This window comes from Mycobacterium sp. SMC-16 (genome assembly GCF_046250085.1).
GTDB classification, from domain to species: domain Bacteria; phylum Actinomycetota; class Actinomycetes; order Mycobacteriales; family Mycobacteriaceae; genus Mycobacterium; species Mycobacterium phocaicum.
The window spans coordinates 1-14,206 of sequence record NZ_CP176427.1 but is presented as its reverse complement, the minus strand read 5'-3'; the positions used below and the strand labels follow the sequence as shown (position 1 = coordinate 14,206).

Below are 14,206 nucleotides of genomic sequence, written 5' to 3'. Positions count from 1 at the left end.
TCCGTTAGATTTTGGTGATGTCCCGTGTGGGGGATGGCTGCGAAGCGTACGCAAGGCCCGCGACAGCTGAAACCACCTCTGTGGATAGGTCTGTGGATAACTTCCTTTCTGAAATTCAGGCCCGAATTCGGTTCCCTCCGCAGTTCCGGCCCGCGCATCCGCATTTGCGGTCGGGCGGCAATCACTGGGGTGTGGGCGGTTGCGACCCGCCCGTATCTGCATCCGTGCCCTTTATGGCGTTGTCTTAGATCGATTGAGCGATGATTTCCATCGCTCCAACAGTGATCTTGCGTTATGAGCGGTGTACCTGTCAATACCACCGTTGTGGAGATGATTTTCATCGCTTAGCCTCGTGTCATGTCAGAGCCACAGAAGAAGAACCCACTTGGGGCAACCGGCAAGGCAGTTGCCGACAACATCAAGCTGCTGCGCGGAGATATGCAGTACGTGAAACTTGCGGCGCAATTGGAGGTGCTCGGACGACCGATTCCGACGCTGGGGCTGCGCAAGATCGAGAGCTACGAACGCCGTGTCGATGCTGACGATCTGGCGGCTCTTGCTGTGGCACTTGGTGTTTCGCCAGCATCGTTGTTGATGCCGAATTTGGCGGAGGTTGCGAAGGATGACCTGGTACCTATCACCGGCTGGCACAAGGAGATAACTGCCACGGTCGTATGGCGGTGGCTGTCCGCGGCGGCGCCGCTGGTCTACGGCGAGGACGCGTACTTCATGGCCCGGGGCCTGCCGTCGTGGGAGCGCGAGGAGCGCATGAGGCCGATCATGTTCCCAGGAGAAAGCCTCGGCGATGGCGACCATTGAGAAGTACGAGACGACTACAGGCGCAGCGTTTTACGCGGTTCGCTATCGCACGCCGGATCGGCGGACGACACGCAAGCGCGGCTTCAAGACGAAGCGTGATGCGCAGGCGTGGGCCGATCAGCTCGAGGTGGACAAGCGCCAGGGCGTTTACGTGGCCCCGGCGGCCGGCCGAATCACACTGGGCGAGTTCTCACGCGAGTGGCTGGAGTCGAAGCACAAGTTGAAGCCCTCGACGCGCGCCCGGTACCGGATCGTGGTCGAGGGTGAGTTGGCGAAGTACGGACGCATCCCCCTCGGGGACATCACGCGACGGTGGGTTCGTGAGTGGGTAGTGGACCTGAGTGTCGACCTGGCCCCGGCGTCGGTGCATAAGACGGTCGGCGTGCTACGCCAGGTGCTGGCGATGGCAGTGGCCGAGAACCGGCTGGCGATCAATCCCGTGGACGGCGTGGAGCTGCCCACGGTGCAGGCGGTGGAGCAACGGTTCCTGACGCTGGAGCAACTGCACGCGCTCGCGGACGCGGCGGGGGAGCATCGGCCGCTGGTGTACGTGCTAGGGACATGCGGCATCCGATTCGGTGAGGCCGCGGAGCTTCGTTGGAAGGACGTCGATCTTGAGACCCTCAAGTTGAAGGTCACTCGGTCGGTGGCGTTGGTCGACGGCGAATTCGAGATCGGGCCGCCGAAGGGCGGCAAGGGCCGCACGGTGCCGCTGCCGGCGTTCGTGGCCGACCTTTTTCCCGGCGCCGGGAAAGTCGATGAGCTCGTGTTCCCGGACAGCCAGGGTGGGCATATGCGGGGCTCGAATGTGCGGCGCAGGTGGTGGGCCGACGCCATTGCCGCGGCGGGTATTCATCCGAAGCTGGTACGGAACGCAGCCGGGGATGACGAGACGGTGCACGACTTCAAGTTGCACGAGTTGCGGCACACGGCGGCGAGCTTGGCGATCTTGTCCGGCGCCAACATCAAGTCGGTGCAGAACATGTTGGGCCATGAGTCCGCGGCACTGACGCTGGACCGGTACGGACACCTGTACCCGTCCGACGTCGAAGCCGTTGGAATCGCGATAAATGACCTACTCACCGTGGGGATTACTCGAAAGTGTGTCCAAAGTGTGTCCGCGAACGAAGAAAGCGGCCCTGGCGAGTAGTGCCAGAACCGCTTTGACCTGCTTGTTTGTTTGTGGAGCCTAGGAGATTCGAACTCCTGACATCTGCCTTGCAAAGGCAGCGCTCTACCAACTGAGCTAAGGCCCCTCGACGAGGTCCGATTGAATGGAGTGCCAGACCTCCGCGCCATGCCGGGTCCGCCAAACAAAGCCGGCTGCGATCGCGACCATGGCACCGAGCACCAGCAGAACCAATCTCACGGTGCACCCTTCCGGTGGGGGAGTCGGTGATACCGACTTCCGTGGGCCTAGGAGGACTCGAACCTCCGACCTCTTCGTTATCAGCGAAGCGCTCTAACCGCCTGAGCTATAGGCCCGAAAGTGGCCTTGCGGCCGAGCGATGAGATTACCGTATGGGTACCTCTGCGCCCAAAACGCGACGTCAGTCGCGGTCCGCGAGCGTCACCTCGACGCCGCCGACCAGATCGGTGGTCAGGTTGTAGACGAACGCCGCCGCCGTGGCCATGGCCGTCAGCAGCACGATGTTGACCAAACCGATCAGGGTCGCGCCGCCGAAAATCGTACTGGCAGAAACCAATTCGCCGCCGCTGCCGCCACCGCTGGTGAGCAGATCACCGACGTTGCTGTTGAGCTTGCTCCACACCCCCATGCCGCCCAGGACGAGGTACAGGAACGCGACGGCGATCATCCAGACGAAGAACAACGCCACCGACAGCACCAGCGAGACCTTCAGCACACTCCACGGGTCGACGCGGCGCACCTGCATGCTGGCCCGCACGGGGCCGTCCTGCCGGGCACCCGCACGGCTGCGCGGCGCTGCCGAACGTGCGGGGGCCGGCGACACCGTGGCGACGGTGCTCCGGGGCTCCCGCGGCTCGCCCGCGCGGCGCTGCGGCTGGCGGGACAGGTCCGGGATCTCGCTGGCGTAGGCGGCCTCGGGCCGGGTTTCCGTCCGGACGGTCTCAGCCGTCCGGACCGGCTTCGGCGGCACATTGCCCTGCGGAGTGACCGCCGGGGACGACGGGGCAGCCGGCACCGGGGGGACCGGCGGCGTGTCAGGAGTGATGGCCGGCGTGATGGTCGTCTCCGCCTCGGACGGCGAACTGCTGGACAACCCCGATCCCGATCCACTGCCGCTGACGAAGCGGTTCAGCCGCTCGTCGAGGCTCTGTCCACCGGCCGCGGGAGCGTCCGCCTGGGCCCCACCGCGGGTCCGCTGCCAGGGCGGGGTGTCCCCGCTCTGGTCGGCCGCGTGGGCGCCGCCACCCGATCCGGTGGCGGGCCCGTTGTTGCTCGCGGGTCCGTCACCGGTACGGGTGTATCCCGGCTCGTTCGGGGAACTCACCTGGCGGCTCCTTCAATCAGGGCGGCTGGGGACAGTCGCAGCACTACGTTTCGTCGGTCTCGGTCTCGGTCGCGGTGTCGACGACCTCGGTGTCGGTTTCGTCGCCACCTTCGGCCTCTTCGGCGTTGCGCGCGACGGCAATCAGTGTGTCGCCCTCACCCAGGTTCATCAACCGCACACCCTTGGTCTGCCGTCCGGCCTTGCGCACCTGACGTGCCGCGGTCCGGATGACACCACCGCCGGAAGTGATGGCGTACAGCTCGGTGTCGTCATCGACGATCAACGCACCGACCAGACTGCCACGCTTGGGGTCGTACTGGATCGTGAGGATGCCCTTGCCGCCGCGGCCCTGTGCCGTGTACTCGTCGATGGCCGTCCGCTTGGCGTAACCGCCCGCGGTCGCGACCAACAGGTAGGTGTCCGGCACCACGACGTTGAGCGACAGCAATCGGTCGTCTTCGTTGAACCGCATGCCTTGCACACCGGAGGTGGCGCGGCCCATCGGGCGCAGCGCCTCATCGGTCGCGGAGAACCGGATGGACTGGCCGTTGGCGGACACCAGCAGCAGGTCCTCTTCGGCGGAGCACAGCACGGCGCCGACCAGTTCGTCGCCGTCGCGCAGGTTGATCGCAACGATGCCGCCCGAGCGGTTCGAGTCGAAGTCGGCCAGCTTGGACTTCTTCACCAGACCATTGCGGGTGGCGAGCACCAGGTAGGGCGCGTCCTCGTAGCTCTTGATCTGGATGACCTGAGCGATGCGCTCTTCCGGCTGGAAGGCCAGCAGGTTCGCCACGTGCTGGCCGCGCGCGGTCCGCGAGGCCTCGGGCAGGTCGTACGCCTTGGCCCGGTACACCCGGCCCTGCGTGGTGAAGAACAGGATCCAGTCGTGCGTCGAGCACACGAAGAAGTGGTTGACGATGTCGTCCTGCTTGAGCCCTGCGCCCTGCACGCCCTTACCGCCGCGCTTCTGGCTGCGGTAGAGGTCGGTCTTGGTGCGCTTGGCGTAGCCGGTCTCGGTGATGGTGACGACGACGTCCTCGCGCTGGATGAGGTCCTCGTCGGTGACGTCACCGTCGGCCGCGATGATGCGGGTACGACGGTCGTCGCCGTACTTGTCGGCGAGCTCCTTGAGCTCGTCGTGGACGATGGCGCGCTGCCGCTCGGGCTTGGCCAGGATGTCCTCGAGGTCCGCGATCTCGGCTTCGATCTTGGCCAGGTCGTCGACGATGCGCTGCCGTTCCAGGGCGGCCAGACGACGCAGCTGCATGTCGAGGATGGCCTGGGCCTGGATCTCGTCGACCTCGAGCAGCTCCATCAAGCCGGTCCGGGCCGCATCGGCGTTGGCCGACGCACGGATCAGCGCGATGACTTCATCAAGGGCGTCAAGGGCTTTCACCAGGCCGCGCAAGATGTGGGCGCGCTCGTTGGCCTTGCGCAACCGGTACCGCGTGCGGCGGATGATGACGTCGAGCTGGTGCGCGACGTAGTACCGGATCATCTGGTCCAGCCGCAGGGTGCGCGGCACGCCGTCGACGATCGACAGCATGTTGGCACCGAAGCTGGTCTGCAGCTGGGTGTGCTTGTAGAGGTTGTTCAGCACCACCTTGGCGACGGCGTCACGCTTGAGGTCGACGACGATGCGCAGACCCACGCGGTCACTGGACTGGTCCTCGATGTTGGAGATGCCGGCGATCCGGCCGTCGCGCACCTGCTCGGCGATCGAGGTGATGAAGTTGTCGTGGTTGACCTGGTACGGCAGCTCGGTGATGACGAGCGAGGTGCGGCCCTTGGCGTCTTCCTCGATCTCGACGACACCGCGCATGCGCACCGAGCCGCGGCCGGTGCGGTAGGTGTCGGAGATGCCCTGCGTCCCGACGATCAGGCCGTGGGTCGGGAAGTCCGGACCCTTGACCCGCTCCATCACCGCTTCGAGGGTGGTCTCCTCGTCGGCTTCGTGGTTCTCCAGGCACCAGTACACGGCCTCGGCGAGTTCGCGCAGGTTGTGCGGCGGGATGTTGGTGGCCATACCGACGGCGATACCGCCGGAGCCGTTGGCCAGCAGGTTCGGGAACCGGCTGGGCAGGACGGTCGGCTCTTGGACGCGGCCGTCGTAGTTGGGGATGAAATCGACTGTCTCCTCGTCGATTTCGCGCAGCATTTCCATCGCCAGCGGGGTGAGCCGGGCCTCGGTGTAACGCATGGCAGCGGCGGGGTCGTTACCCGGCGAACCGAAGTTGCCCTGGCCGTCGACCAACGGGTAGCGCAGCGACCACGGCTGGGCCATACGGACCAGGGTGTCGTAGATCGACGAGTCACCGTGCGGGTGGTAATTACCCATGGTCTCGGCGACCGAGCGTGCCGACTTGGCGTGCGAGCGGTCCGGCCGGAATCCCGAGTCGTACATGGCGTAGAGCACCCGTCGGTGCACCGGCTTGAGGCCGTCGCGGACTTCGGGGAGCGCGCGGCCGACGATGACGCTCATGGCGTAATCGATGTAGCTGCGCTGCATCTCCTGCTGGATGTCAACCGGTTCGATGCGGTCGCCCTCGGGCGGCATGGTGTCGGTCATCGGGTTCCTTCTGCGGATTGTTTCACGTTAAACATTGCTTTTTCGGTGGTCGCCGGGACCGGACTCACAGCGCTTCGGCGTGCGATGGTGGCTAAACATCAAGGAAACGAACATCTTTCGCGTTCCGGGTGATGAAGCTGCGCCGCGCTTCGACGTCCTCGCCCATCAGGATCGAGAACAGTTCGTCGGCGGCCGCGGCGTCATCGAGCGTGACCTGACGCAGGACGCGGACGGACGGATCCATCGTGGTCTCCCACAGTTCCTTGGCGTCCATCTCACCCAGACCCTTGTAGCGCTGGATTCCGTCATCGGTGTTGATGCGCTTGCCGGCCTTCTTGCCGGCCTCGAGCAGGCCGTCGCGCTCGCGGTCCGAGTAGGCGAATTCCGGTTCGCTGCGTTGCCATTTCAGCTTGTACAGCGGCGGCTGCGCCAGGAAGATGTGGCCGTTTTCCACCAGCGGCTTCATGAACCGGAACAACAAGGTGAGCAGCAGCGTCGAGATGTGCTGGCCGTCGACGTCGGCGTCGGCCATCAGCACGATCTTGTGATACCGCAGCTTCGACAGGTCGAACTCGTCGTGGATACCGGTGCCCAGCGCCGTGATGATGGCCTGGACTTCGTTGTTCTTCAGCACGCGGTCGATGCGGGCCTTCTCGACGTTGATGATCTTGCCGCGCAGCGGCAGGATCGCCTGGAACATCGAGTCGCGACCACTCTTGGCCGAGCCACCGGCCGAATCACCCTCCACCACATACAGTTCCGACTTCGTCGGGTCGGTGGAGCGGCAGTCGGCAAGCTTGCCCGGTAGACCACCGATGTCGGTCGCGCTCTTGCGGCGCACCAGCTCACGCGCCTTACGGGCGGCGACACGGGCCTGCGCCGACGAAACCGCCTTGTTGACAACCGTTTTGGCTTCGGCGGGGTTGGCCTCGAACCAGTGGGTCAGCTGTTCGTTGCAGATCTTCTGCACGAACGACTTGACCTCGGTGTTGCCCAGCTTGGTCTTGGTCTGGCCCTCGAACTGGGGCTGGTGGACCTTCACCGAGACGACGGCCGCCAGACCTTCCCGGATGTCATCGCCGGTGAGGTTGGCTTCCTTCTCCTTCAGCAGCTTCTTGTCGCGCGCGTACTTGTTGACGACCGTGGTCAGCGCGGCGCGGAAACCTTCTTCGTGGGTACCACCTTCGTGCGTGTTGATGGTGTTCGCGAAGGTGTGCACCGACTCCGAGTAGCCGGCGTTCCACTGCATGGCGATCTCGACCTCGTGGCCGTCACCCTTGCCACCGAAATCGATGATGCTCTGCTGGATGGCGCTCTTGGTCCGGTTGATGTGCTTGACGAAGTCGACCAGACCGTCGGGGTAGTGGAAGACCCGGTGCTTCACCTTCTGCGGGGCCGCGGCTTCGGCGGCCTGTTCCTCAGCGGACTTGGGCGCTTCGGCATGGTCGCTGACGACCTCGTCGACGACCGCGGCCGGGGCGACGCGCTCGTCGGTCAGCTCGATGGTCAGGCCCTTGTTCAGGAATGCCATCTCCTGCAGGCGGCGGGCGATGGTCTCGAAGTCGTAGACCGTCGTCTCGAAGATGTCCGGGTCGGCCCAGAAGCGGATGGTCGTACCGGTCTTCTTGGACGGCTCGCCCTTGCGCAGTGTGCCGGGGACGGACTTGTCATAGGTCTGGTGCCATTCGAAGCCGTCCTTGTGGATGTCGGCCTCGAGCCGCGTCGACAGGGCGTTCACGACCGAGACGCCGACACCGTGCAGACCACCGGACACCTGGTAGGCGCCCTCTTCGAACTTGCCGCCGGCGTGCAGCACCGTCATGACGACGTCGACGGTCGGGATACCGGTGGCGTGCATCGCGACGGGGATACCGCGGCCGTCGTCGGTGACCTGGACACCGCCGTCCTCGAGGATGCGGACGTCGACCTTGGTCGCGAAACCGGCCATCGCCTCGTCGACCGCGTTGTCCACAACTTCCCAGATCAGGTGGTGCAGACCGCGCTCGCCGGTGGAACCGATGTACATACCGGGACGCTTGCGGACCGCTTCCAGACCTTCGAGGACCTTGATCGAATCGGCACCGTACTCAGCCGGCGCATCCTTCTTTTGGGCAGCCACGTCGGACGCGTCTCCTTGGGGTTCGCGGGGGCGGTGAGGACACCGCTCTCAGATCTGTCGACAGTCTACCGGTAGGACCCGGCGGCACTGACTTTCTGACAGCGTTTTGACACGTCTGTCCGCGCCGTGCGGGGAATTTCTCGGGTGATGTCGCGTCCGGACGCTCCAGGGGCGTCATCTGAGACTCATCGGCGCGCTGAGCGACGCCCGCAACCGGCCTCAGCCGAAGGTGTCGCGCGGTCCGCGGGCGCCGAAATTCCGCGGGCCTTTCTGCCACGTCGGGCCCGACGGCCCCAGGATCTTCAGCGACGTGACGACCCCGTCACCGACCGACGCTGCGATCTTCGCCAAGATCTGCGACTGCACCATGCGCAGTTGCGTCGCCCAGGCCGTCGACTCGGCGGTCACCGTCAGGACGCCGTCGCGCAACGATGTGGGGGAGGCGTGCTCCGCGATCTGCTCGCCGACCACCGTCGACCACTGACCGAACACCGATCCTTCGGCCATCCGGCCGGACCACCCGCGGTTGCGGGCCAGATCCATGGTCGCCGAGCCCAGCAACTGGGGGTCCCGGCGGTCGGGCCCCGGCCCGGACCAGGTACGCCGGCCACCGCCACGCTTGGCCTTGGACACCGGGGCGCTGCGGCCGCGACCGACATCTTTTCCTTGGCTGCGGGCGGCGCCGCGGGCTTCCTCCAACGTGCGGCGCACCAGATCCATGCCCTTGAGATGCGCGAGATGCGCTGGCGGGAAAGCACTTTCCGGCAGGTCGGGCTGCGCAGCATCGGCTGCCCGATCCGGTTGATCGGCTGGGCCAACCTCGCTCATGCGTCCACCACCGAAATCCGCCCGCCGTCGTCGTCGCGCATCACCACATTGACCCGGGTGCCGTCCCAGTCCTGGGGAATGTCGTCAGGCACCGCCGCGGTGACCAAAACCTGCTCCGCCGATTGTGCCACGTCGGCCAGCGCCCGCCGGCGTGCCGAATCGAGTTCGGCAAACACGTCATCGAGGAGCAGCACCGGGTCTGTGCCGTCGGTCCGCAGTAGTTCGTACGCACCCAGGCGCAGCGCCAGCGCCATCGACCACGATTCGCCGTGGCTGGCAAAACCTTTCGCGAGCTGGTCACCGAGGCGCAGTTCGAGGTCATCACGGTGTGGGCCGACGAGGCAGACACCGCGCTCGAGTTCCGCCGAGCGGCGCCGGGCCAGTTCGTCCAGTAGTGCGGTCTCGTAGGCCGCAACATCGACCGATCCGGTGCCGGCCTGTTCTTCCACGGCCTCGACCGAACTGCGGTAGCGCACCGATGCGGGCCGCGACGCGGGCGCCAGCAGGTGGTAGGCCTTCGTGATCTCCGGATGCAGCTCGTTGATCAGGTTCACGCGGGCGGCGATGAGCTCTGCGCCGTGGCTCGCCAGGTGACCGTCCCAGACGTCGAGGGTTTCGAGCGCACCCGCGTCGCCTCCACGAAAACGACTGGCGCCCGCGGACTTCAGCAGCGCGGTGCGCTGACGCACCACTTTCTCGTAATCCGCACGCACGCCGCCCAGCCGGGGCCGCCGGGTGCTCGCCAGTTCGTCGAGGTAGCGCCGGCGTTCCCCGGGATCCCCACGCACCAACGACAAATCCTCGGGGGCGAACAACACCGCCCGAAGGGCGCCGAGAATTTCGCGCGCCGACCGGACGGGGGAGCGGTTGAGCCGAGCCTTGTTGGCCCGTCCGGCGGTGATGTCGAGATCCACCGCCAGTTCGCGGCCGTCGTTGACGACGATGGTGGACACGACGGCGCGGTCACATCCGGACCGGATGAGCGGGGCGTCCGAGGCGACACGGTGGGAACCGAGCGTGGCGGTGTACCACAGCGCCTCGACGATATTGGTCTTGCCGAAACCGTTCTGGCCGACGAACACGGTCCGACCCGGCGCCAATTCCAGGTCGAGCCGCGGCCACGACCGGAAGTCGGTCAGACTGAGCTGTCGAACAAACACCTAACCCGACTTACTGACCCTCTGCACGGCGTGCCCACCGAACTGATTACGAAGTGCTGCAACGGCTTTCATCGTCGGCGAGTCCTCCTGCCGGGACAGGAACCGGGCGAACAGCGAGGCCGCGATACCGGGCACCGGGACCCGCAGCCGGATCGCTTCCTCGACCGTCCACCGGCCTTCACCGGAATCCTCGGTGTACCCGCTGATATCGGCCAGCTCGGGGTCTTCCTTCAGCGCCTTGGCCAGCAGCTGCTGCAACCAGGACCGCACGACGGTGCCGTTGGTCCAGGCTTGATAGACCGCTTGCGGGCTCTTGATCAGCGGCTCGGCGGCCAGCATCTCGTAGCCCTCGCCGTAGGCGGTCATCAACGCGTACTCCACACCGTTGTGCACCATCTTGGCGAAATGGCCGGCACCGACCGGGCCCGCGTGGACGAAACCGTCGGCGATATCTCCCTCGGGCCGCAACGTGTCGAAGATCGGCATGACGCGCGCGACGTCGTCGTCGCTGCCGCCGACCATCAGGCCGTAGCCTTCGGTCAGGCCCCAGACGCCACCGGACACGCCGGCATCGATGAAGCCGATTCCCTTGTCTGCCAACAGCTTTGCGTGTACAGCGTCTTCGGTGTAGCGGGAGTTGCCACCGTCGATCACCAGGTCGCCGGAGTTGAGCACGCCGGCGAGATCCTCGATGGTCTCGCGGGTGATCTCACCCGAGGGCACCATGACCCACACCACGCGCGGGGCCTCGAGTTGCTCGGCGAGCGCAGCGAGCGACGGGACGTCGCTGACTTCCGGTCTCGGGTCGTACCCGACGACCTCGTGGCCGCCACCGCGCAGACGCTCGCGCATGTTGAAGCCCATTTTTCCGAGGCCGATCAACCCCAGTTGCATCAGTGCGTCCTCCGCTGTTCTGTTCCGGTCAGCCCGGCAGGCGCACCGGCATCAGCAAGTACACGTAGTCGGTGTCCCCGGCGGGGAACGGACCGGATCCCGAGTACTGATTCTCCCCGGCGGGCCGCAACACTGCAGGCTTGCTGGGTGTCGTAAACCCGAATGTCACGCGATCGGCATGCAACGAGCCCAGACCGTCGGTCAAGTAGGTGGGGTTGAACGCGATGGTCAGCGGCTCACCGTAGAACTCCACCGGCAGGTCTTCCTCGGCGCGGCCGACGTCGTCGGCGCCGGCCGACAGGCGCAGGATGTCGTCGGCGAACTCCATCCGGACCTGGGCGCCGCGATCGGCGACCAGCGCGACACGCTTGATGGCCTCGGCGAGCTCGGCGACACCGATGGTGGCGACCGCGGTGTGCTCGGCCGGCAGCAGCTGCCGGAATTTCGGGAACTCTGCGTCGAGCAGGCGCGTGGTGGTGCGCTTGCCATTGCTCCGGATACCCAGCATGCCGTCCTTGCCGACGGCCTGACCGGCACCCAGCGACAGGTGCACCTCGGTGCCGTCGGCGCCCGACTTGGCCGACTCGGCCAACGTCTTGGCCGGAACCAGCACGGCGGCTTCGAGATCCGGCACCGCCGAATTCCAGGTCAGCTCACGGACCGCGAGCCGGAATCGGTCGGTGGCGGCCAGCACGACCTTCTCACCCGAGATCTCGACGCGCACACCGGTGAGCATCGGCAGCGTGTCGTCGCGGCCGGCGGCGACGGCCACCTGACCGATGGCCTCGGCAAAGACGTTGGCGGGCACGATGCCGGTCTCATCCGGCAGCGCGGGCAGCGCCGGGTAGTCCTCGACCGCCATGGTGGGCAGCGAGAAGCGGGCGCTACCGCAGCTCAGCGCCACGCGGGTGCCTTCGACGCTGAGCTCCACCGGCTTGGCCGGCAGCGCGCGGGTGATGTCCGAGAGCAGCTTGCCAGACACCAAAACGCTTCCGGGAGAAGCGATTTCAGCCGCAACACGGACCTCGGCCGACACCTCGTAGTCGTAACCGGAGATGGTCAGACCGTCGTCGGAGCCGGTCAGCAGCACACCGGCCAGAACCGGGTTCAGGGGCCGGGACGGCAGGATCCGGGCGACCCATGCCACGGCGTCGGCGAAGTCTTCCCGAACGAGACGGAACTTCAAATCGGTCAGACCGGCTGTCGTCGCCACGTCCATAGCGTCCCTTCGCTGTAACCCCACCACGCTTGCCTGCCGGATCCAGTGGACGCAGGTCGCATGGGCGCTGGGCCCGTGCGTGTGCATCGGCGTTGGTTCCGGCTATCGAAGAACACCGTAGAGCGTTCTGCGTGAAGTTGAAAGCTAAACGATCAGCCCGGACAGCGCGTGACGGCCCCCGGAATCCCGTCGGGATCCGGTAGTCCACCGGGAGTTTCCCCAACAGACTGCTTTTAGAAGAAGATCTAGGGAGATCTAAAAGTATTAGTAATAGGGGTTGTGCACGCTGTGGATGGATGCACGGAGTTGCTGGTCGGGGCCTCACCGGCGGGATCCCGGCCTGTGAGCGGACTGTGCACGCGCCGTTAATCCAATCCGTGTATTTGTGGAGCGATCCGGCCATGTGGATTGTTCTGAGCAAAATCCCAGGGTTTGTCCCAAGTAATACACAGTGCTGTGCACACCCCCACGGTGTGACTGGAGGTGCTGCTGATGCCAAAAAATCTTTTTTGAGATTCGGGTCGGAGGGGCACAAATCACGCTGGATCCGGGGGATCCGCGGCTCGGGTACCCACTGTCGGTCCCGCCAAAACAACACCGGCCCGAGGCGATCACGCCTGCGGGCCGGTGTGGAAGAAGACAGTTTCAGTGCTTGGATCGCTGCCGGATCCGGGTGGTGAGCTCCTTGACGTGATCGAAAACCTCACGCCGCGAGGCCATTTCCTTCTTGATCTTGCGTTCGGCGTACATCACCGTGGTGTGGTCGCGGCCGAAGGCCTGCCCGATGCGGGGCAAGGACAAGTCTGTGAGCTCGCGGCAGAGATACATGGCGATCTGCCGGGAGAGGGCCACCGCGCGGGTCTTACCGGGCCCGCGCAGCTCCTCGACGGTGGTCTCGAAGTACTCGGCCGTGGCCGCCATGATCGTGGCAATGCTGATCTGGGTGGTGCCGGCGTCGGCGATGAGATCTCGCAGCACGATCTCGGCCAGAGACTTGTCGATCATCGTCTTGTTCAGCGACGCGAACGCCGTCACGCGGATCAGCGCACCCTCGAGCTCGCGGATGTTGCGATCGATGCGGCTGGCGATGAGTTCGAGCACGTCGTCCGGCACATCCAGGCGATCCATCTGCGCCTTCTTGCGCAGGATCGCGATGCGGGTCTCCAGCTCGGGCGGCTGAACATCGGTGATCAGACCCCACTCGAAGCGGGTCCGCAGCCGGTCCTCCAGTGTCGCAAGCTGTTTCGGCGGGCGGTCCGACGAGATGACGATCTGTTTGTTCGCGTTGTGCAGCGTATTGAAGGTATGGAAGAACTCTTCCTGAGTGCTTTCCTTGCCTTCGATGAACTGGATGTCGTCGACCAGCAGGACGTCGATGTCGCGGAAGCTGCGCTTGAACGATGCGGTGCGGTCGTCACGCAGCGAGTTGATGAAGTCGTTGGTGAACTGCTCGGTCGAGACGTACTTGACCCGCATGCCCGGGAACAGCTTCTGCGCGTAGTTACCGGCGGCGTGAAGCAGGTGGGTCTTGCCCAGTCCTGATTCACCCCAGATGAACAGCGGGTTGTAGGCCCGGGCCGGCGCTTCGGCGATGGCCAGCGTCGCGGCGTGCGCGAACCGGTTGGACGCGCCGATCACGAAGGTGTCGAAGGTGTAGCGCCGGTTGAGGCTCAGGTCGGCCGATTCGTCGGCGGGCGGCCGGTTGAAATACCGGGGCCAGGTCTCGTCGGCGCTGGACAGCTCTTCGGCGTCCTCGTCCAGGTCGTCGGCCGCGGTGACCGGCTCGGGGTCCGGAATCTCGGCGGTTTCTGCGGTCTCGGTGGCCGCCGGCCGTTCGTCGGTCTCCGGAACCGCGATGCGCACGCCCAGGTCGACACGCTGTCCGAGGTGCCGGCTGAGCGCGGCGATGATCGGTTCGCGCAGGTGGCGTTCAATTTCGTTCTGGACGAACTGAGTGGGGACCGACAGCAACGCGAAACCCTCGGTCAGCACCAGCGGCTGAACCATGCGCAACCAGGCTCGTTGTTGGGCGGTCAGCGTCGTGGTGCCGCCGAGGTCACCGTTGAGTTCGGCGACCACGCTTTTCCAGATGTCGGTGAACGATGAACTGGGGTTAGCGGTCAA

At 65.5% G+C, this 14,206-nt stretch carries 10 protein-coding genes and 2 tRNA genes; 2 read left to right on the top strand and 10 right to left on the bottom strand.

Annotated elements, in window-relative coordinates:
* Window positions 1-357: 357 nt before the first annotated feature.
* Together ACJEIK_RS00060 and ACJEIK_RS00055 are read left to right on the top strand one after the other, a co-directional pair.
* On the top strand, window positions 358-819 hold the full coding sequence (locus ACJEIK_RS00060) for an XRE family transcriptional regulator (protein ID WP_409430821.1): 462 nt from the start codon (window positions 358-360) through the stop codon (window positions 817-819).
* The gene (locus tag ACJEIK_RS00055) at window positions 806-1,969 is read left to right on the top strand and encodes a tyrosine-type recombinase/integrase (protein ID WP_409430820.1); all 1,164 of its coding nucleotides are present in this window, start codon (window positions 806-808) and stop codon (window positions 1,967-1,969) included. The genes ACJEIK_RS00060 and ACJEIK_RS00055 overlap by 14 nt, the downstream gene beginning before the upstream one ends.
* A 33-nt stretch (window positions 1,970-2,002) precedes the next feature.
* Here ACJEIK_RS00055 and ACJEIK_RS00050 read toward each other — a convergent pair.
* The 10 genes from ACJEIK_RS00050 to dnaA form a co-directional block, all read right to left on the bottom strand.
* A tRNA-Ala gene (locus ACJEIK_RS00050) sits at window positions 2,003-2,075 on the bottom strand.
* 155 nt (window positions 2,076-2,230) lie between these two features.
* Window positions 2,231-2,304 (bottom strand) — tRNA-Ile (locus ACJEIK_RS00045).
* 65 nt (window positions 2,305-2,369) lie between these two features.
* Entirely contained in the window at window positions 2,370-3,293 is a 924-nt protein-coding gene (locus tag ACJEIK_RS00040) for a DUF3566 domain-containing protein (protein WP_064857430.1), read from the bottom strand.
* Between the two features lie 43 nt (window positions 3,294-3,336).
* Entirely contained in the window at window positions 3,337-5,862 is a 2,526-nt protein-coding gene (gyrA, locus tag ACJEIK_RS00035) for a DNA gyrase subunit A (RefSeq protein WP_061001162.1), read from the bottom strand.
* A 91-nt stretch (window positions 5,863-5,953) separates the two neighbouring features.
* The gene (gene gyrB / locus ACJEIK_RS00030) at window positions 5,954-7,981 is read right to left on the bottom strand and encodes a DNA topoisomerase (ATP-hydrolyzing) subunit B (RefSeq protein WP_064857432.1); all 2,028 of its coding nucleotides are present in this window, start codon (window positions 7,979-7,981) and stop codon (window positions 5,954-5,956) included.
* Between the two features lie 219 nt (window positions 7,982-8,200).
* Window positions 8,201-8,809, bottom strand: a complete 609-nt coding sequence (locus ACJEIK_RS00025; protein WP_409430819.1) for a DUF721 family protein — start codon at window positions 8,807-8,809, stop codon at window positions 8,201-8,203.
* Window positions 8,806-9,969 (bottom strand): DNA replication/repair protein RecF, encoded by a 1,164-nt coding sequence (recF, locus tag ACJEIK_RS00020; RefSeq protein ID WP_409430818.1) that lies wholly within the window; start codon window positions 9,967-9,969, stop codon window positions 8,806-8,808. The genes ACJEIK_RS00025 and recF overlap by 4 nt, the downstream gene beginning before the upstream one ends.
* Window positions 9,970-10,863, bottom strand: coding sequence for a phosphogluconate dehydrogenase (NAD(+)-dependent, decarboxylating) (gene gnd, locus ACJEIK_RS00015; RefSeq protein WP_409430817.1), 894 nt, complete (start codon window positions 10,861-10,863; stop codon window positions 9,970-9,972). It lies immediately after the preceding gene.
* Between the two features lie 28 nt (window positions 10,864-10,891).
* A complete protein-coding gene (gene dnaN / locus ACJEIK_RS00010) occupies window positions 10,892-12,082 on the bottom strand; it encodes a DNA polymerase III subunit beta (RefSeq protein ID WP_061006386.1) in 1,191 nt (396 codons plus the stop codon).
* Window positions 12,083-12,727: 645 nt separating this feature from the next.
* On the bottom strand, window positions 12,728-14,206 hold the full coding sequence (gene dnaA, locus ACJEIK_RS00005; protein WP_409430816.1) for a chromosomal replication initiator protein DnaA: 1,479 nt from the start codon (window positions 14,204-14,206) through the stop codon (window positions 12,728-12,730).

Excerpts from the sequence above, each read along its gene's own strand:
- gyrA (WP_061001162.1), bottom strand. The coding sequence starts at position 5,862 with ATGACCGACACCATGCCGCCCGAGGGCGACCGCATCGAACCGGTTGAC.
- ACJEIK_RS00060 (WP_409430821.1), top strand. The coding sequence starts at position 358 with ATGTCAGAGCCACAGAAGAAGAACCCACTTGGGGCAACCGGCAAGGCA.
- dnaN (WP_061006386.1), bottom strand. The coding sequence starts at position 12,082 with ATGGACGTGGCGACGACAGCCGGTCTGACCGATTTGAAGTTCCGTCTC.
- gnd (WP_409430817.1), bottom strand. The coding sequence starts at position 10,863 with ATGCAACTGGGGTTGATCGGCCTCGGAAAAATGGGCTTCAACATGCGC.
- ACJEIK_RS00055 (WP_409430820.1), top strand. The coding sequence starts at position 806 with ATGGCGACCATTGAGAAGTACGAGACGACTACAGGCGCAGCGTTTTAC.
- ACJEIK_RS00025 (WP_409430819.1), bottom strand. The coding sequence starts at position 8,809 with ATGAGCGAGGTTGGCCCAGCCGATCAACCGGATCGGGCAGCCGATGCT.